The organism is Rothia sp. HMSC064D08 (genome assembly GCF_001809525.1).
Classification (GTDB): Bacteria; Actinomycetota; Actinomycetes; order Actinomycetales; family Micrococcaceae; genus Rothia; species Rothia dentocariosa.
This window is the reverse complement of record NZ_KV797900.1, coordinates 768,965-786,497: the sequence shown is the minus strand read 5'-3', so window position 1 is coordinate 786,497 and position 17,533 is coordinate 768,965. Positions and strand designations below refer to the sequence as shown.

General features: G+C 51.0%; 16 protein-coding genes. 15 read left to right on the top strand and 1 reads right to left on the bottom strand.

What is annotated here, in order from left to right:
• Nucleotides 1–21 precede the first annotated feature (21 nt).
• A complete protein-coding gene (locus HMPREF2625_RS10095; RefSeq protein ID WP_013397412.1) occupies nucleotides 22–498 on the top strand; it encodes a hypothetical protein in 477 nt (158 codons plus the stop codon).
• Nucleotides 499–500: 2 nt separating this feature from the next.
• On the opposite strand, the gene HMPREF2625_RS10090 is transcribed toward HMPREF2625_RS10095, so the two are convergent.
• Nucleotides 501–4,244, bottom strand: coding sequence for an FtsK/SpoIIIE domain-containing protein (locus HMPREF2625_RS10090; RefSeq protein ID WP_246826784.1), 3,744 nt, complete (start codon nucleotides 4,242–4,244; stop codon nucleotides 501–503).
• Nucleotides 4,245–5,286: 1,042 nt separating this feature from the next.
• Here HMPREF2625_RS10090 and glf point away from each other — a divergent pair.
• The 14 genes from glf (at nucleotide 5,287) to HMPREF2625_RS10020 (ending at nucleotide 17,507) form a co-directional block, all read left to right on the top strand.
• Nucleotides 5,287–6,474 carry a UDP-galactopyranose mutase gene (gene glf, locus HMPREF2625_RS10085; protein ID WP_004005025.1) on the top strand — a complete coding sequence of 396 codons (1,188 nt, stop codon included), beginning with the start codon at nucleotides 5,287–5,289 and terminating at the stop codon, nucleotides 6,472–6,474.
• Nucleotides 6,475–6,476: 2 nt separating this feature from the next.
• On the top strand, nucleotides 6,477–8,486 hold the full coding sequence (locus HMPREF2625_RS10080) for a glycosyltransferase (RefSeq protein WP_070524284.1): 2,010 nt from the start codon (nucleotides 6,477–6,479) through the stop codon (nucleotides 8,484–8,486).
• The gene (locus HMPREF2625_RS10075) at nucleotides 8,483–9,361 is read left to right on the top strand and encodes an ABC transporter permease (RefSeq protein ID WP_004005022.1); all 879 of its coding nucleotides are present in this window, start codon (nucleotides 8,483–8,485) and stop codon (nucleotides 9,359–9,361) included. Before HMPREF2625_RS10080 ends, HMPREF2625_RS10075 begins: the two co-directional genes overlap by 4 nt.
• Nucleotides 9,362–9,366: 5 nt before the next feature.
• A complete protein-coding gene (locus HMPREF2625_RS10070; RefSeq protein ID WP_004005021.1) occupies nucleotides 9,367–10,134 on the top strand; it encodes an ABC transporter ATP-binding protein in 768 nt (255 codons plus the stop codon).
• 265 nt (nucleotides 10,135–10,399) lie between these two features.
• Complete coding sequence (locus HMPREF2625_RS10065; RefSeq protein ID WP_004005019.1) at nucleotides 10,400–11,662, top strand: TadA family conjugal transfer-associated ATPase; 1,263 nt, start codon at nucleotides 10,400–10,402, stop codon at nucleotides 11,660–11,662.
• A complete protein-coding gene (locus HMPREF2625_RS10060) occupies nucleotides 11,662–12,516 on the top strand; it encodes a type II secretion system F family protein (protein WP_070524282.1) in 855 nt (284 codons plus the stop codon). The genes HMPREF2625_RS10065 and HMPREF2625_RS10060 overlap by 1 nt, the downstream gene beginning before the upstream one ends.
• Nucleotides 12,513–13,445 carry a type II secretion system F family protein gene (locus tag HMPREF2625_RS10055; RefSeq protein ID WP_004005017.1) on the top strand — a complete coding sequence of 311 codons (933 nt, stop codon included), beginning with the start codon at nucleotides 12,513–12,515 and terminating at the stop codon, nucleotides 13,443–13,445. The genes HMPREF2625_RS10060 and HMPREF2625_RS10055 overlap by 4 nt, the downstream gene beginning before the upstream one ends.
• Before the next feature lie 61 nt (nucleotides 13,446–13,506).
• On the top strand, nucleotides 13,507–13,725 hold the full coding sequence (locus tag HMPREF2625_RS10050) for a hypothetical protein (RefSeq protein WP_070524281.1): 219 nt from the start codon (nucleotides 13,507–13,509) through the stop codon (nucleotides 13,723–13,725).
• 4 nt (nucleotides 13,726–13,729) lie between these two features.
• On the top strand, nucleotides 13,730–14,140 hold the full coding sequence (locus tag HMPREF2625_RS10045) for a TadE/TadG family type IV pilus assembly protein (protein ID WP_070697263.1): 411 nt from the start codon (nucleotides 13,730–13,732) through the stop codon (nucleotides 14,138–14,140).
• 133 nt (nucleotides 14,141–14,273) lie between these two features.
• Nucleotides 14,274–14,636 (top strand): pilus assembly protein TadE, encoded by a 363-nt coding sequence (locus HMPREF2625_RS10040; protein WP_246826783.1) that lies wholly within the window; start codon nucleotides 14,274–14,276, stop codon nucleotides 14,634–14,636.
• A gap of 10 nt (nucleotides 14,637–14,646) precedes the next feature.
• Entirely contained in the window at nucleotides 14,647–15,117 is a 471-nt protein-coding gene (locus HMPREF2625_RS10035; RefSeq protein ID WP_070524275.1) for a pilus assembly protein TadG-related protein, read from the top strand.
• Nucleotides 15,118–15,185: 68 nt separating this feature from the next.
• Nucleotides 15,186–16,313 carry a peptide chain release factor 2 gene (prfB, locus tag HMPREF2625_RS10030; RefSeq protein ID WP_013397399.1) on the top strand — a complete coding sequence of 376 codons (1,128 nt, stop codon included), beginning with the start codon at nucleotides 15,186–15,188 and terminating at the stop codon, nucleotides 16,311–16,313.
• A gap of 14 nt (nucleotides 16,314–16,327) precedes the next feature.
• Nucleotides 16,328–16,822, top strand: a complete 495-nt coding sequence (gene smpB, locus HMPREF2625_RS10025; RefSeq protein ID WP_070524274.1) for an SsrA-binding protein SmpB — start codon at nucleotides 16,328–16,330, stop codon at nucleotides 16,820–16,822.
• Nucleotides 16,823–17,030: 208 nt separating this feature from the next.
• A complete protein-coding gene (locus HMPREF2625_RS10020) occupies nucleotides 17,031–17,507 on the top strand; it encodes a DUF4190 domain-containing protein (RefSeq protein WP_070524272.1) in 477 nt (158 codons plus the stop codon).
• Nucleotides 17,508–17,533 lie beyond the last annotated feature (26 nt).

Below are 17,533 nucleotides of genomic sequence, written 5' to 3'. Positions count from 1 at the left end.
GCCCACCGCAAGGAGAGTACGATGGGGAAGACCACCAACACGATGAAAGCACGCATCACCGTACCGATTACTGTAAAAATAACCTCCGGTATATTAGGATTTTTTGCCGTCGTGCTTGTGTACCGCGGAATTATCGCACCCTTCATCATGAATGACTCTGAGAGGAACGCAGATCGTATCGTCAACAGTCTCATTCAAGTTGCTTTGGGGGTAGGCATCATGTTCTGTGCTGTTCGTTTCTATCAGGGACATGCTCGTGTCTGGGTGATGCTCATCAGCCTGTGTGCTGCTTTTGTAGGCGCTTCTAACCTCTCCATATACTTTAGTCTTACCCCAGAAGTACAAGCTGCTGCCGTAACATTTTTAGTGATTAACTGTGTGGAAATTCTCTTAGCTGGAACGGCATTCGCGCTCCTCTTCACCCGTGCAACCCGAGAATATACACTCAAAGTTACTGAGGAAGAGGAACGAGAATTATCCCGTTATGCGGGTCGATAAATTTACTCTTGATAAGCCTGAATGGCATCATGTGCAGACTGATACACCTCATCGGGAACCTGAAAAGCCTGTACACGGCCCGCATCCACAAGTACTCCGCGCCCAGCCGGTAACATCCCCTCGGTATACATATCGCGTGGGATCTCATGCAAAGAACAAATGTCCCCATCAGAGATAGAGGTAGGAGCCAGAAGAACCGCTCGCGAGCATCCAGAAAGTGCCGTCAAAATGGGGGATGAATGCCACCGGGCCCATGGCGTATATGCTACCCAAACAGCCCTGAAACGCGGTCCGAGCTCAAGAAGCACCTGCTGAGTGGCTGCCGGTATATAGGCAAGATCATCAATGAGAATCAGAGTTTTCTCGGGATCTTGTACCGACTCGCACATCTGGCGAATTTTCTGGGCATCGGGTGGGGTGTTCCCATTGATGTAGAGAGCTCCCAGATGCGGGTTAAGCATTCGAAGCGCAGAAAGAAAATGTGTTTTACCTGAGGCCCGGGAACCCACAACGGGTATAAAAACGCCTTCCTTGGCCTGAAGAAAGCTAGGAGTGCCCGTACGGGAGTAGCCGCACAATATATGTGTTCCCTGGGCGTTGTAGCCTCTATGCCACATGATGATTGTCTCTAGCTGTGGCATGGGAAAAGTCTGCGGGAACTGACGGAGTGAGAGCGACTTATCGCATGAAAAGTCGGAGTTACCCGATTGCAGCTCGATGATATTTTCACATGAGGTCACGACAGGGCACAACGTTGATGCTTCCAGAGGAACATCACCCACAAGGGCGGTATTGAGCCCGCCTTCGATCGCAAAATGTGTGGCGTTCGGTAGAGGATAGCTCTTAGAAGACTTGCGCAGTAAATCCGATTCCACAAACCTGCGGCTGAGAAGGGTTGAATATGCGACCGAATTGAACCTGCCTCGCAGAGGAAGAGCTGAGGTAAAAACAACCTGGTAGCCCTCACGGTGGCTTTGAGCCAATACATCGTAGAGATATGACTCCGTCTGGGGGTCTCTCATGAGCATTTCAAGCCATCCATCAACTCCGTCACAGATGAGCAGAGGCTGCTGAGTGCTCTGGTCAGCATGATGACTCGAACGTATTTTTTCGAGGCAGAATCGAAGATGCTGAGGCTCATGGGGGCCAACGAGTACGGCAAGACTATCTGCGTACGAGTACAGGCGTCGATGATACCCGGCATCTGAGGTGAGAACATAGACAGGGTTCTGCCGCGCAATAGCCTGGGCTATGAGCGCGTTTATGATTGCGGTGCGTTCGGGAACAGTTCCTAGCACGGCAAGGGCACCCGGATGCGCCTCCAAATTCAGCCGGATAGGCTGCCGCTTACCGTACTGCGGGATTTCGATGGCGCCCAAAAGATAACCGTGTCCACGTGCGCCGTCTGAGCCGAGGATTTGATGAAGACCGGTATCAAGGGTACGGGTTAGAGGAAAATTCTCCGGTAACGCTTGCGGTATAGGAGTATACCGTGCGCGGGCATAAGCAACACTGCTTGGATTCTGCTCGGACTGGTCAACAAACGCAGGGCTCTTGTGCGAAGACAGGTATAAGTCACGAATACTGTGCACGGCACGGGTTAGGAGCGTATCCTCACCTTCGGTTGAAACTTGTTGTACGGAAGGTATCTCGTTTAGGGGAACCCATCCCGGAGTCTCCCACCGATATATCTGTTGGAAGTCCGCATGTTGCTGCGGAAGAGCGTCCACAAGTGGGGCACGGAAAGCTAGAATACGACCATCTGGAAGACTGACATATCCAGCCCCGGGAGAGGACGCGGAAATATGCGCGGCCTTTTCATGCCCTAAGAGATTGTATGAATCCTGTGCAGATGCCACACGCAAACAGATATTGGTAGCAATATTGGCGCGAATATCCTGTGAAATACTTCCCTGAGGTCGTTGAGTTGCTAAGAGCAGGTGAATACCTAAGGAACGACCAATAGTAGCGATGCGCATTAGCTCGGTCATAGCATCCGGCATAGACTCAACGAGCATACGGAACTCATCGACCACAATCACAACTTCCGGGTACTGTGGTATTTCGCCCGTTGAAGCGCACAACCGCAGGTAGTCATGATAAGAATTTACCCCTAAGTTGCGTAAATCAAGCTCACGTCGGTTCACATCGGCACGTAAAAACTCAAGCGCGCGGCGAACGGCGGCAACATCGAAATCGCTCAGCAAACTGAGTGTATGGGGAAGCTCAACTAGAGGACCAAGCCCGGCGGAACCCTTGAAATCTACCAGAATAAGCCCCAACCGTTCTGGGGAATATCGCAGAGCCGCACTGAGGATGAGCGAACGCAAAAGTTGAGATTTTCCTGCGCCGGTGGTGCCTCCCAGAAGCCAATGTGGGCCGTACGTTGTGAACCCAATATCGCAAAATCCTTCGGTGGTGGCCCCTAAAAGACAACGAATATCCTCTGCGTAGCGGTTGTGTTCCCACCGCTGAAGACACTGCTCGTAGAGGAGATTCGTAGACTGCTGGGTAAGCTCAGAGAAAGCAAGCGTGCGTGCATGGACCGAACCGGTGCCGTGTCCTGACCCTGCGGGAGATGACGCCTGGACCGCAGATAAAGCCCCCAAAGTACGAATGTATGTGTCAGTACTGAGCCCATCCGCTGTAGCACATATATCGTGCAGGTCTAAGGGGTGGTTCTGAACGATCCCTTCGTGAGGCGTAAGTCCTGCGTGTTGAGAAGAACCGGTGATTTTGTGGGCTGTATCATCAGTGATGCTGCCGCGAAGCAGATATTGCACAGATTCTAGGTAATCGCCGTGGGTATGTACCTGCAGGTGGGGTATATGGGTGAATACCGAAGCAGAGCGAGGTGAATCAACGGTTCCACGGGCGACAGGCATGTGAACAATGCATAACCTTGCTCCCTGCGCGGCTCGTTTAATCAACGCAGCCGGTATGGAACGCACTAGTGATGCGGAAATGATGAAAAGTTGGTCGTCTCCAGCCTCCTGTGAAGTCGATAAAGCTGTTTCTGAGCGTTCTGCAGCATCACATATCTTTTCGAGAATATGGTGAGCCTGAGACGCACCCTCGTGAAGAAACACACGGGGGCAGACACCTAAGGAACGTAAAGCACCGTAAAGCGGTGTTTTGGCATGCTCAGCATCGGTTATGACCGTGATGGTATCGCGCGCATGAGCTACAAGCTGTACTAAATAAGCATGAAGATGTTCGGCACGCAGCGATACGTCGTGAGGTAAGCCTGGTACTGGGACCGGAATATAATGTGGAGCCTGTGGATGCGGGGAAATCTTCTCAAATCGTACGTTTCGCCCCGAAATATAGGGGAGACGAGGACCGTATCCTAGGACTACGGCAGGTGACCGTGCAGCGTCAGGAGCCGCTGCGTGCAACAGTGTTCCTGCTGTCGGCAGTGCCTGTGCTCGTTCTAACTCTTGTTTTGCGCTGCTCTTTACCAACGCAGCGGCACCGCGGTTTTCCGCTCTGCCCCCGAAAAAATGCATCAGCATAAAAAGTGAAGAAGCCACAGACATGAGCAAGAAAATCCACATACCTGTAAAAAGGGCGAAGGCCACACCCGCCACGAGCGGTAACAGGATAGTCATCAGCATCATGCCCAGTTTTCGGGGAGCGGGCGGATTAACAATAACCGGAGTAAAAGGCGAAGAATCGTGTGAGGGCGTGGGAAGTTCCGGGGCTTTTCCGGGAGGACAGATGACACACAGTGAAGTACCTACCATAAAAGGTTTGTTCCACTGTAGAATTTGAGGCTTTGGGCGCGCACGGGAGCCGGTTCTTTGCGCAGTCCCCTCCGGCTCTAGAACCCTGAGAGTCACCCCTGAACCAGAAGCATCAAATTCGGCGTGGCGTGGCTTGATATACGGATCATTGAGTGAAATACCGCTACGCGTTTCGGAGCGGCCTAGAACGGTTAACCCACGAGGGAGTGAGAAGGAGCGGCCCGCATCTGGTCCCCGAAGTACGCAAAGAGTACTAACCGATGCTGGTCTCTCATCGGAAGGTTGCTCGGGTTTGAGCCAGGCTCCATGTACCAGAGGTGCGGCTGCAGCCACGCAATCTTCTAAACGAGTGGAATCACCGCTAGGAGAAAAGACACTATATACATTTTTAGAGGGCGAAATTATGTGTTGTACTTGTGCCCCCGAGGACTGTTCGGAACATTCAAGAGATAAGAGGCTTGGATAGAAATCGTGATCGGTCAAGCGCTCCTGGGCGCTCGCATCTGCGATATCAGGGGTGTGGAAAAGCCGAAGTTTCATATTTCTATATCAGTCGGTATGCCATGTGCTTTCAACCGCTTTGTCGTGGTTCTGTGGATAACGTGTGAGATTCAGATGTGATGAGCAGGTTATCCACAGATATTTTGGAAATTTACCGGTAATAACGGCGAAAAACCGGAAATATTACGTGATGTGCAGGTTCGCGTGGTTGCCTCGGAGAGAGGTTGCATAGACGTGCAGTTTGAACCAAAAGTTGAGACACTCCGTATACCTCAGCCCGGTTCTTCGGTAGGATTGGTACACTCGAATTTCGGAATTATCGCTTATACCGTGTGCGTCGTGGGTTTAAACCCCAGTCTGCTGTGCCGGGAAAATATGCAACTGACGGTGTTATCGGGTAACTTTAGATAATGACTAAAATCGTTGTGTCAGTGGCAGCGTATGCCGTAAACACAACAGAATTGGCTCCCTTGCACAGGGCGTCTACGGCAGGTGAATTCGCTGATATAACGCGAGTTCCCATGACATACAGGAGTAAATAATGACTGCGGATCTCGTGGTTGTCGGATCCGGCCTTTTCGGTCTGACCATTGCAGAACAGGCAGCGACCGAATTAGGCCTGAAGGTCGTTCTGCTGGATCGTCGTTCTCATATCGGCGGTAATGCATACAGCGAGAATGAAGAGCAGACTGGTATTGAGGTGCACCGCTATGGTGCTCACCTTTTCCATACCTCCAACGAGCGTGTCTGGGAATATGTAAACCGATTTACTGGGTTCACCAATTACGTGCACCGTGTATACACTCGTCACAACGGTATTGTGTACCCCATGCCTATCAACCTGGGCACCATTAACCAGTTCTTTAACGCTGCTTACTCTCCCGCGGAAGCAAAGGCGCTCATCGCAGAACAAGCTGGCGAACTGGCAGGTACCGACCCGCAAAACCTCAACGACAAAGGTATTTCACTCATCGGGCGCCCACTGTACGAAGCCTTTATTAAACACTACACCGCCAAACAATGGCAGACCCCGCCGGAGGAACTGCCTGCATCCATTATTTCGCGTCTGCCTGTGCGGTACACCTACGACAACCGTTACTTCAACGATAAATATGAAGGTCTACCGGTCGACGGGTATGCAGCGTGGCTGGAACGCATGGCGGCGCATCCGAATATTGAAGTTCGTCTGAATACGGACTTCTTCTCGGATGATCATGAGTATTCTCGTGAGAAGGTTCTGGGGCAGATTCCTGTGGTTTACACCGGTCCCGTCGATCGTTACTTCGATTATGCAGAGGGCGACCTCTCATGGCGCACCATTGATCTGGAAGAAGAAGTTCTGCCGATTGAAGATTTCCAGGGTTGTTCCGTGATGAACTATCCTGATGCGGATGTTCCTTTTACCCGTATTCACGAGTTCCGTCACTTCCACCCCGAGCGTGATTACACCAAGGATGCAACCGTTATTATGCGCGAATACTCACGCTTTGCAAATAAGGGCGATGAGCCCTATTACCCGGTAAATACCTCTGTAGACCGTGAAAAACTTTTGAAGTACCGCGATCTGGCAAAGGGCGAGCAGAACGTTCTTTTTGGGGGTCGTCTGGGTACTTACAAGTACCTCGATATGCATATGGCGATCGGCGCGGCGCTGTCGATGTTTGATAACAAGATTCGTCCGCACTTTGCACAGGGTGCCAAGATTGAATCTGGTGGAGTTGACGCATAATTATGGCTGAAACTCAAGCTCTGAAAACCCTGCAGCGCGTTATTTTCCCTAGCGCGGTTGAAACCGACGTGGTACCCCTGTATGTGGATGCTGGCGTAGCCGCTGGCGTTCAGTTGCCAACCCGTATTGATGGTGACGCTACCACGAGTATTACAGAGGCGGCGCAGGTACAGGAACAAAGCGCCGCTAATATCGCTGCTAACCGAACCGCAGCTGAAGGCCTTATCGGTCGTCGCTCCATCAACGTTAATCCCGGGCAAAGTCTCTCATTTGGCACCTATTTCAATGCGTTCCCAGCATCGTATTGGCGCCGTTGGACCGATCTTAAAGAGGTCGTACTGAGCGTCCAAACCCGTGGCGAAGGCATGGTGATCGTATACAAATCCAACGGTCGTGGTGTTATTCAGCGCGTGGATGCAAAGCTCCTTTCGGGGGACGAAACATCAATCTTTACCCTGCCCCTAGCGCCTTTCGGTGATGGCGGTTGGTATTGGTTTGATCTTTCTGGAACTGAAGATCTTGAGCTGGTTGAGGCTAATTGGCTAGGTGATATTGAGCCCCGTGCCGATGTCCAAGCTGGTCAAGCGACGGTTCAGATTACAACCATGAATAAGGTTGATTACTGCATTAACAATATTCGCGCGCTTGGCAACAGTCCCGAGATTTTTGATGCTGTCCACGAGTTCCTGATCGTCGATCAAGGCAGCTCAAAGGTGCAGGAACACGAAGAATTCGAAGAAGCAGTTAAGCCTCTTGCCGGTAAGTTCCGCATCATTAACCAGGGGAACCTGGGTGGTTCCGGTGGTTTCTCGCGCGGTATGTTCGAGGCAGTCAAGAACGGCAGCGATTATGTGCTTCTGCTTGATGACGATGTGATCGTGGAGCCAGAAGCAATTTTGCGCATGGTGACTTTCGCGAACTATTGCAAAGACCCCACAATCGTGGGCGCGCACATGTTCGATATGTTCGACCGCTCGGTACTTCATGCATTCGGCGAAGTCGTTGATCCGTGGCGTAATTTCTACGCGAAGCCTCACGAGGATATGGCGATGGGTCACGACTTAGGCCGCAGCAACCTGCGCAGCACGCACTGGCTGCATCGTCGTGTAGACGTGGATTATAACGGTTGGTGGATGTGCCTTATCCCAACTTCGGTAATCCGCAAGATCGGCCTGTCGTTACCGCTTTTCCTTAAATGGGATGACGCTGAGTATGGCTTGCGCGCAAAGGCTGCTGGTATCCCTACAGTGTCCTTCCCTGGAGCAGGTGTATGGCACGTTTCATGGACCGATAAGGACGATTCGGTGGGCTGGCAGGCTTATTACCATGAACGTAACCGTCTGATTACCGCGTTACTGCATTCTCCTTTTGATAAGGGTGGCCGCGTGCTGGTTGACTCTATGTTCTTGGACGTCAAGCACACGTTGTCAATGCAGTATTACACTCAAGCAGGCCGCCTCATGGCGCTGGAAGATTTGCTGGCCGGACCGGAACACTTGCATGAGTCACTTTCGGCTCGTTTACCGGTAATTCGTCAGTTGGCGGGGGAGTACCCGGAGTCTCAGATGAAGCCGAATGTGGACGATTTTCCCACGGTTAAATCGAAGAAGCCGCCTTTCCGCGGCCGCCGCAATTTCAAGTCACCGGGATATAAGAAACTTGTGCCGTGGACCGCAAGAACGGTCGCACGTCAGCTGTTCAAACCCGTAGATGATGAAGCGAAAGAACATCCGCAGATTCAGCTCAACTACGGGGAAACTAACTGGTGGACGCTGTCTAAGTTTGATTCAGCGCTGGCTACGAACGCGGAGGGAACCGGATTGTTCTGGTATCGCCGTGATCCCCAGCAGCTGCGGTCAAAGCTAATTCACGCTACCAGATTGCACGCTAAGATCATTAAAAATTGGGAGCAGTTGCGCAAGCAGTATCAAGATGCTGCAGCCGATGTCGCTTCCTATGATGCATGGGCAGAAACTTTTGCAAAGCATACGGAGTCTGAACTTAAGCGATGAGCACTTTGCACGATGAACCTTTGAAAGCCCCTGGCCGCGGGCGGGGAATCCTGGATGCCATTCGTAATCGGTACCTTTTGAGGCTACTGGTTGATAAGGAAATCCAGGTTCGCTACCGTGGCTCGGTTCTAGGGATCCTGTGGTCGTACATTAAGCCGGGCGTCCAGTTCGGCGTGTTCTATGTTGCCATGGGCTTATTCTTAGGCTTGGAACGAGGAATGCACAACTATGCGATCTACCTGTTTTCGGGCATGATCGTGATTAATTTCTTCTCGGAAGGATTCGGGAACGGTGCCCGCACGATGGTGGTTAACAGCGCCCTGATTCGGAAGATTTATCTTCCGAGGGAGCTCTTCTCACTTTCAACTGTGTGGGTGGCGGTAGTACATTTCATACCCCAAATCGTGGTGATGCTTATCGCTTGCTTCTTTGCGGGATGGCGTCCTGGGCTGCGCAATATTGCCGCGATTTTTGCTGGGATGGCTATCGTGATGCTTCTGTCCTACGGCCTGGGACTCATCTTTGGTGTGGCAAACGTGTTCTTCCGCGACTCCGAGAATATCGTTGATATGCTCCTGATGGTAGCAACATGGTTCTCCCCGGTGTTGTACTCCTGGACCATGGTACGTGACACTCTGTATCCGTGGGTTTTCAACGTGTTTATGTTGAACCCATTGACTGTTGCGGTTGAACTTTTCCACTACGGTTTTTGGCGCCCTACGGCAGACCTCGAAAAGTCGGGACATTTTGCTGAGATTGTTCCGCATCTGTTTAGTTTCTGGACTCCGGTAGGTATTGGTATTTCCTTACTGACCGTTCTAATCGGCGATTTGCTCTTCCGTAAGTTTGAGGGCAACTTCGCTCAGGAGCTCTGATTCTTGTGAAGATTGAGAAAATAGATCTGCCTGAGATTGATCCGAATGCTCCGGTTGTTATTCAAGTCGATGAGCTCGTTAAAAGCTTTGTGCTGCGTCATACGCGTTCTATGAAAGAAGCCTTTGTATGGCTTATGAAGGGGCGTAAAGGTGACCTGTCTGAGAAGTTTAACGCTCTCAATGGTATTACTCTGAATGTAAAACAGGGTGAACGTGTGGCACTTTTGGGGCTCAATGGCTCCGGTAAATCAACCCTTTTGAAGCTGATTTCCGGTGTGATGCAGCCTGAAGGCGGACAGGTTCTCAACCGCGGTAAAATCGCGGGCCTTATTGAGGTGGGTGCAGGCTTTCATCCTGATCTCACGGGGCGCGATAATGTATTCCTCAATGGCGCTATTCTGGGTATGACCAAAAAAGAGATTGAAGATGCCTTTGACGATATTGTGGCATTCTCTGAAATTGAGGAATTTATTGATACCGAGGTGAAGTTTTATTCATCCGGTATGTACCTGCGTCTTGCGTTTTCGGTAGCTGTGCATACTAACCCAGATATTTTCTTGGTGGATGAGATTCTAGCGGTTGGCGATGAACCTTTCCAAAAGAAATGTATTGCAAGGATTCAAGAGCTCATCCAAGCGGGCAAGACTCTGGTTGTCGTAAGTCATGACCTCGATCTGGTATCACAGATATGTGATCGCGGTGTAGTACTTGACCACGGTAATTTAAGTTTCGACGGGGATATCAAGGATGCGGTCAAGATGATTCGTGGCTAGGGGCTCTAGGCTCTTGTATGTTTTGACGGGGTGAGGGGAGAACAACCATAATGGTTGTTCTCCCCTCACCCCGTTTACGCATTAATTGACAGCCCTATAAGTCTTAGCAGGAGAGTCAGAAATTATTCGAGGAACATTACGCATAAAATATATGTAGTTTTGGTGAATGTTTTCCAGTGGATATATTGTGACATCAACGCGAAATTTTTGATTTAAGAGAGCGTTGAGAATACCAACCACACTAAACTTCACCGGGAGAACATCAATGGAGACCCCGAGATCTGCTGTCGTGCCAGATTATTATTCTCTGCTCGATGCCGAGATCCGTGATGCGATTCGCGACGGAGACCTTGACCCTTACACGTCACAGGATGCCGTCGAAGGGCTCATTAGAAGTACTGTTTCCGCCTACGAAAGACGGATGGTACGCGCTTCCCTTCCTCCTCTTGAGAACGTCGAAGAGATTATCCATCGGCTGCGTAACGATCTCTGTGGATATGGCCCGCTTCAACCTTATCTTGATGATGAAGAGGTCGAAGAAATCTGGATCAATTCACCCGATGAAATCTTTGTGGCTCGTGCTGGCGAGAGTGAACTGACAGGGCTGCACCTCAGCGATGAGGCTATTCAACAGCTCTTGGAACGTATGCTCAAGCCCTCGGGACGACGTGTCGATTTATCATCTCCCTTCGTCGATGCTTCGTTGCCGGATGGATCTCGTCTGCACGCCGTGATTCCCGATATTACGAGAGCCCACACCTCCCTCAACATTCGTAAATTTGTGGTGCGCGCCAAACGTCTTCCCGACCTCGTAAAGCTTGGTTCCCTGAGCGCGGGAGCCGCATCGTTTTTACATGCTGCTGTCGAAAGCGGAGTCAATATTTTAGTGTCCGGGGCTACTCAAGCGGGTAAAACCACAATGCTAAATTGTTTGGCAGCATCTATACCGCCGCGTGAACGGGTGGTGACCTGTGAAGAAATCTTTGAGCTTTCTATTCCTCTGCGCGATGTTGTTGGAATGCAATGCAGACAGCCTAATCTAGAGGGTAAAGGCGCAATAGCTCTTCGCCGCCTCGTCAAAGAGGCTCTGCGTATGAGACCGGATCGACTACTCATTGGCGAGGTTCGCGAAGCGGAATCCCTCGATATGCTCATCGCTCTTAACGCGGGTTTACCGGGTATGTGTACTATTCACGCGAATTCTGCACGGGATGCAGTCACTAAAATTTGTACTCTTCCGTTGCTGGCAGGAGACAACATCTCATCCGCCTTCGTGGTGCCCACTGTAGCGAGCTGTTTCGATCTCGTAATTCATTGTGGACGCGACACTCACGGGCATCGTCAGGTAGAAGAGATCTATATGCTGGGCGGTCGTGTAGAAGACGGCGTCATTGAGATGTCACCGCTTTTTACCCGTCAACAAGGTGAAATGGTGTGCGTAGCCTTAGAAATCCCAACACCCGAAAAATGGGTTCGCGCCGGACACCGGCCCGATCAAGTATTAGCAGCAGCAAAGGTGGGACGCTAATGGGTGTTATCTATGGCTTAGCAATGGGGATCGGGGTTTTCCTCGTATGGTGGTCATGCTGGAGCATGCCGCAAGGAGCCGTCAAGACTGGACGGGAACCGAAGATAGCGGTAACTCTTCGTAAAGCTGGGATGCACACTATTACTCCCTCGGCTTTTACCGGAGTGAGTATCCTCAGTGGGGTTTTAGCAGGAGTGCTTCTTTTCGCCCTGACCGGGCTGTGGAGTTTCGCCTTTCTAGGGATGGGAGGTGGTTTCATCACGCCTCGCGTGGTCGTAAATCACCGTGCGAAAGTACGTGAGGGTAAGCTCTGGCAGCTCTGGCCGGATGCCGTTGATCACTTACGATCGGCTATTCGTGCTGGACTTTCACTGCCAGAGGCTCTTATCCAGCTTTCGTACCGCGGACCTTATGAACTTCGAGAGGCTTTTGCACGTTTTGGATCGGATTATCGTGCAACCGGTGACTTTGTAGCTTCCTTGAATCGGCTCAAGGAGTATGTTGCTGATCCAGTCGCCGATAATATCGTTGAAGCACTCAAAATAGCGCGTGAAGTCGGCGGCAGTGACTTGGGACGACTACTGGGCACATTGAGTAATTTCTTACGAGAAAATGCGCGTACCCGAGCAGAACTTCAAGCACGCCAATCTTGGACTGTCAACGCCGCCCGGTTGGCCTGTGTTGCTCCATGGGTAGTACTGATGCTGATGGCCACACAGCCTGCGGTTCGAAATATTTATAACTCTTTTGCCGGTTTCGTTCTTATGTTCGCGGGTGCTGGACTGTCGGTAATCGCGTACCGCATCATGCTCCGTATTGGGGCGCTACCTCAAGAAAGGAGGGTTTTTGCATGAACTTTGCTATTATCTTCGGGCTTTTCTTCGCGTTTGGTGTAATGCTCATAGCATCTTCATTGCGTAAGAGACGTGGGCCGAACTTTGGAGAACGTATTGCGCCGCAGATGCGCTCCGTTTCGATACGCGAATCCCTGCACCGTGAGAATCAGGCCTCAGGAACTAGCGTTTTAGATGCCCTTTATTCGTTCCTGGAACCTATGATGCAGTCGTTCCTAGGGCGGGTACGTTCTACAGAGTCTAGGGACGAAGCCCTTGCTGCTCGCTTGCGCCGCGCGGGAAGTGATCAGACTGTAAGTGCTTTTCGTGCCGAACAAATCCTCTGGGCGGTTAGTTCGGTGGCTCTTTTAGGAGTATTGAGCGTTATTGGGCTGTTGGAAAACCAATTGTCACTCTGGAGCGGCCTGATGCTCATTATCCTGGGTGGTGTTACCGGTTTTCTGGCGCGAGACTGGTGGCTGGGTCAGATTATTGTACGTCGTGAGAAACAGCTCATTGCGGAGTTTCCCGCGCTTGCAGAGATGATGGCGCTTTCGGTGGCTGCGGGTGAATCTGCTCTTGCTTCCCTGGAGCGCATTTGCCGTACTTCTCGCGGGGAATTGGCCCGAGAATTTAACGATATTCTTGCGCAAACGCGAGCTGGATCCAGCCTACTGGCGGCGCTCAACGAATTCGCACAGAGTACACAAATTCCAGCCCTTAGCCGATTTGTCGATGGTGTAGCCGTAGCCATCGAACGCGGTACTCCTTTGGCAGATGTTCTACGGGCACAGGCCCAAGATGTGCGCGACAACGCGAAACGCGAGCTTCTCGAAGTAGCCGGGAAAAAGGAGATCGCCATGTTGGCGCCTGTCGTATTTTTAATTCTGCCTTTGACCGTAGTCTTTGCGATTTTCCCCGGTCTTTCACTGATGAAACTTGCGTTTTAACGCATCACAACCTCGCCCCTAAGGCGGGTTCCAAATAGCTCAATCACATAAGGAAAATACTATGTTTACTCGATTTCGTATGTTGCTTCTGTCTGTTCCCGGTATTGCTCTCCTGCTTACCTCTTATAGAGGCATGCATGACGACCCCGAACGTGGAGATGTACCCGGATGGGTCATGATTACCATGATGAGCGCGATCCTTGTCGCCGCGATTTTAGCTATTGCCCAACCGGCTTTGATCAAGATGTTTAACGATGCTATCGCGCTTATTCGTCCCTAGTCGTATGAGCCGACATCAAAAACAAGAGCTTGCAGCACCGCCGTCAGAACGAGGGGATGCCAGCACTGAGTTCGTCATGGTTTCTGCTCTCTTAGTACTGCTGACCGTCGCAATTTTGCAGGTTTCCTATGCGTTTTACACACGCAATATTCTGTTGGATGCGGCAAGCGCGGGCGCTCGCTACGGAACGTTGTACGACCGCACCCCTGAGGAAGGTCGGGAACGAGCAGAGCAGATTATTCGGGGGAATTTGCCTGAGAATTATGCGCAAGATGTTCATACGTCGGTGTATGTTGATCCGTCTGGAATTCGTATTCTTGAGGTTCACGTTACTGCTCCTTTGCCAGTACTGGGGCCGTGGGGGTTTCCAGGTTCTATTTCGGTAAGTGGTCATGCTGCATATATTCAGTCTTAGAAACCTGGCGCTGTGTCTGCGGACTCGTGCAGAGGATTCAGAGAATACCGATCATGAACATGAGCGCGGGAGCGCAATTGTTGAATTTCTCGGGCTCGGTGTTACGCTGCTGCTCCCTATCATGTATGGGGTCTTGACGATTTTTTCAGTGCAGGCTTCGATCTTGGGGGCGCACGCCGCAAGCGCGCAGATAGCTCAATATATTCAGGAGCTGCCGCCTGAGACTTCAATGTCGCAGGAACAGGCTCAACGTTTGAGTGCGCTTGTGGCACGCGATTTTGGGATTGCAGAATCTGATATCTCGGTATCTTTGAGCTGTTCAGGGTCGTGTAGCGCGCGGGAGAGTATTAGAGTCCAGGTTCAGGTAAATGCACACCTTCCCCTAATTCCGCAGGGGCTCGGCGCAAGCGTTATCCCGGTATCCTCACAATCAGTGACTTGGGGACAGGCTGAGATAGGCTCTGCTACTTCATCCGCTTCCCGGGAAACTCCGTAAGGAAAATTAGATGGTAGTTTCGTATATTCCTGCCGTTCAGAGCCGTGACGGTGATAACGATGAGGGGAGCATTAGTCCGCTCATCGTTGGCATGTGCGCTCTGGTACTGTTGATAGCATCAGTGACTTTAGCGGTCACGGGTGCTCACGTACAAACCCACAGACTCGAAGACCTTGCGGATGCGCAAGCCATTTCTATTGCACGAACTATAGAGCATGGATTCTCGGAATATTCCGATAAATCTGCAGACAACGCTCGAGCTAGGCAGCTTGCTGCCAAATATCTGGAGGAGAGTGGAGCTTCTCACGAATTCGTGAACTTGCAGGTAGACTCGGTGCAGATTAGCGATGACCGTACTGTTCATGTCACGTTACGTGCTAGGATTCATCCTCCGATCGTTTCGGCCGTGGTTCCTGATGGTTTTGAGGTGAAGGCTCAGGCTCGCGCCCGCATCCACCAGAAACAGAAGGACGAAAAGTAAATGCGTCTGTAGCGTTGTAAAGTAATTCGGCGGGACTTTCCGTCTGATTCACGCTAGTCTTAAATGCTATGGCATCTTTCGACTTTTCGGCTGAGATTAAGGATCTGCGTTCCATATACGCCTCAATTGTTGCGGTGAGTGACCTTGAGGGTATCAAGTGCGCTCTTGAAGACCTATCTCAGCAAGCTTCAGCACCTGAGCTTTGGGATGATCCTGAGCACGCTCAACGGGTAACAAGCGCGCTTTCCCATAAGCAAGCTGAACTGAATCGTCTAACGAACTTAGCGTCTCGTATTGATGATGTTGAGGTCATGGTCGAGCTGGCACAGACCGAAGATGAATCATCCGCAGAGGACCTATTGGCGGAGGCTGAAGCCGAGTGTAAAGAACTGAGGAAGAAGCTGGATGAACTTGAAGTCTTGGTGCTGCTCTCTGGCGAGTACGATCAGCGTGAGGCTGTTGTAACGATTCGTTCAGGCGCGGGTGGTGTGGACGCGGCAGATTTTGCAGAGATGCTTTTGCGCATGTACTTGCGGTGGGCTGAAAAGAATGGCTATCCGACGAAAGTGCTGGACACTTCGTATGCTGAAGAAGCAGGGCTGAAATCCGTAACTTTTGAGGTCAACGCGCCCTACGCTTTTGGTCGCCTTTCTGTTGAAGCGGGCACCCATCGGCTAGTACGTATCTCTCCATTTGATAATCAGGGGCGCAGGCAAACCTCATTTGCCGCGGTTGAAGTTATTCCTCTGATCGAGCAGACCGATGCGCTTGAGATCCCCGAGTCTGAGATTAAGGTTGATGTATTTCGTTCCTCTGGACCGGGCGGTCAATCCGTCAATACAACGGACTCGGCGGTGCGTATGACGCATATTCCGACGGGTATTGTCGTGTCAATGCAGAATGAAAAATCGCAGATTCAAAACCGGGCTGCGGCTCTGCGCGTGCTGCAATCGCGTTTACTTATGCTTCGTCAAGAGCAGGAGGACGCCAAAAAGAAAGAGCTGGCGGGTGATATTAAAGCAAGCTGGGGCGATCAAATGCGATCCTACGTGCTCCATCCGTACCAGATGGTGAAGGATCTGCGTACCGGATACGAGGAAGGCAACACATCAAGTGTGCTTGACGGGGGGCTCAATAGATTTATCGAAGAAGGTATTCGTTGGCGCGCCTCCGGTCGCCGTGTTAACGAAGGCTAAACATAAGGAATATCATGGCTCAGAAAAAGAAAAAAGGCTCTAAAACGGACCCGAATAATTCGATTATTGCGCAGAATAAGAAAGCACGACATAACTACAATATTGTCGATACCTATGAAGCGGGCGTGGTTCTTTTAGGAACAGAGGTGAAATCTCTGCGCGACGGGGGAGCCTCCATCACTGACGGGTTCTGCCATGTGAAGGATCACGAACTCTGGCTGGAAGGCATTCATATTGCTGAGTATGGCTATGGTACGTGGACGAATCATTCGGCACGCCGCAGCCGTAAGCTGTTACTACATCGTTCAGAGATTAACCGGTTAGAGCAGAAACTCAAAGAAACCGGGTATACAGTGGTGCCCCTCAAGCTGTATTTTAGCGGTGGGCGTGTGAAGGTTGAGATTGCCTTGGCGACAGGTAAACGTGAGTACGATAAGCGTCAGGCGCTGCGTGAGAGGCAGGATAATTTGGAAGCGGCACGTGCTATGCGGTACCGCAACTTGGGATAGTTATCTAGGCTAGATGAGTTGGACGTTACTGGTTGATGCCTCTGAAACACTGCCATTAGGGGACATCAAGACTTAGCTGTTTTAGCTAGAAATCTGCACCATTAATGCATATGTAGGATATACTTACTAGCAAGACATAAACGCGTATTTACTCGATGGGACGTGTAAGTATGCGACAACACAACAGACAGAAATATGGAGGAGTTTTATGTCTGAGAATACACCCGGTCGCTCTGAAGGACAGCCCGAGCAACCGAAATTTGTTCCTGCTGCGCCACCCGTTGCGCCTGCCGGGAATGCATACACCGGTTACGTTCCGACGAAGCTCCCTGCTGGCTTGGCGATTGCCTCGCTGGTGTTGGGTATTGTGAGTATAGTTGGGGCTATCCCTTTAAGCTTCGTCACTATCGTTGTTGCCCTTGTAGGTCTGATCCTTGGCATTATTGCGCTTCGCAAGGTAAGCAAAGGTACCGGCGGTGGTAAGGGAATGGCTATCGGTGGTGTTGTTACTAGTGCTATCGGCTTTATACTATCAGCCGTGGTTCTTATCTTTGTTATTATCACCTTGATGATGGTTCAGGACTGCAAGAATACTGGTGTACAGAATAGTGACGGCTCTGTCACCTGCTCAATTAATGGACAGCAGATGACTGTCCGTACCGATGGGACTACTTCTGTTCGGTAGCCAAGTATATTGTTCGTCGTGTGGGG

What these genes read in the sequence shown, in the direction of transcription:
- HMPREF2625_RS10095 (WP_013397412.1), top strand. Translation starts at nt 22, where the DNA reads ATGGGGAAGACCACCAACACGATGAAAGCACGCATCACCGTACCGATT.
- HMPREF2625_RS10090 (WP_246826784.1), bottom strand. Translation starts at nt 4,244, where the DNA reads ATGGTAGGTACTTCACTGTGTGTCATCTGTCCTCCCGGAAAAGCCCCG.
- glf (WP_004005025.1), top strand. Translation starts at nt 5,287, where the DNA reads ATGACTGCGGATCTCGTGGTTGTCGGATCCGGCCTTTTCGGTCTGACC.
- HMPREF2625_RS10080 (WP_070524284.1), top strand. Translation starts at nt 6,477, where the DNA reads ATGGCTGAAACTCAAGCTCTGAAAACCCTGCAGCGCGTTATTTTCCCT.
- HMPREF2625_RS10075 (WP_004005022.1), top strand. Translation starts at nt 8,483, where the DNA reads ATGAGCACTTTGCACGATGAACCTTTGAAAGCCCCTGGCCGCGGGCGG.
- HMPREF2625_RS10065 (WP_004005019.1), top strand. Translation starts at nt 10,400, where the DNA reads ATGGAGACCCCGAGATCTGCTGTCGTGCCAGATTATTATTCTCTGCTC.
- HMPREF2625_RS10060 (WP_070524282.1), top strand. Translation starts at nt 11,662, where the DNA reads ATGGGTGTTATCTATGGCTTAGCAATGGGGATCGGGGTTTTCCTCGTA.
- HMPREF2625_RS10055 (WP_004005017.1), top strand. Translation starts at nt 12,513, where the DNA reads ATGAACTTTGCTATTATCTTCGGGCTTTTCTTCGCGTTTGGTGTAATG.
- HMPREF2625_RS10050 (WP_070524281.1), top strand. Translation starts at nt 13,507, where the DNA reads ATGTTTACTCGATTTCGTATGTTGCTTCTGTCTGTTCCCGGTATTGCT.
- HMPREF2625_RS10045 (WP_070697263.1), top strand. Translation starts at nt 13,730, where the DNA reads ATGAGCCGACATCAAAAACAAGAGCTTGCAGCACCGCCGTCAGAACGA.
- HMPREF2625_RS10035 (WP_070524275.1), top strand. Translation starts at nt 14,647, where the DNA reads ATGGTAGTTTCGTATATTCCTGCCGTTCAGAGCCGTGACGGTGATAAC.
- prfB (WP_013397399.1), top strand. Translation starts at nt 15,186, where the DNA reads ATGGCATCTTTCGACTTTTCGGCTGAGATTAAGGATCTGCGTTCCATA.
- smpB (WP_070524274.1), top strand. Translation starts at nt 16,328, where the DNA reads ATGGCTCAGAAAAAGAAAAAAGGCTCTAAAACGGACCCGAATAATTCG.
- HMPREF2625_RS10020 (WP_070524272.1), top strand. Translation starts at nt 17,031, where the DNA reads ATGTCTGAGAATACACCCGGTCGCTCTGAAGGACAGCCCGAGCAACCG.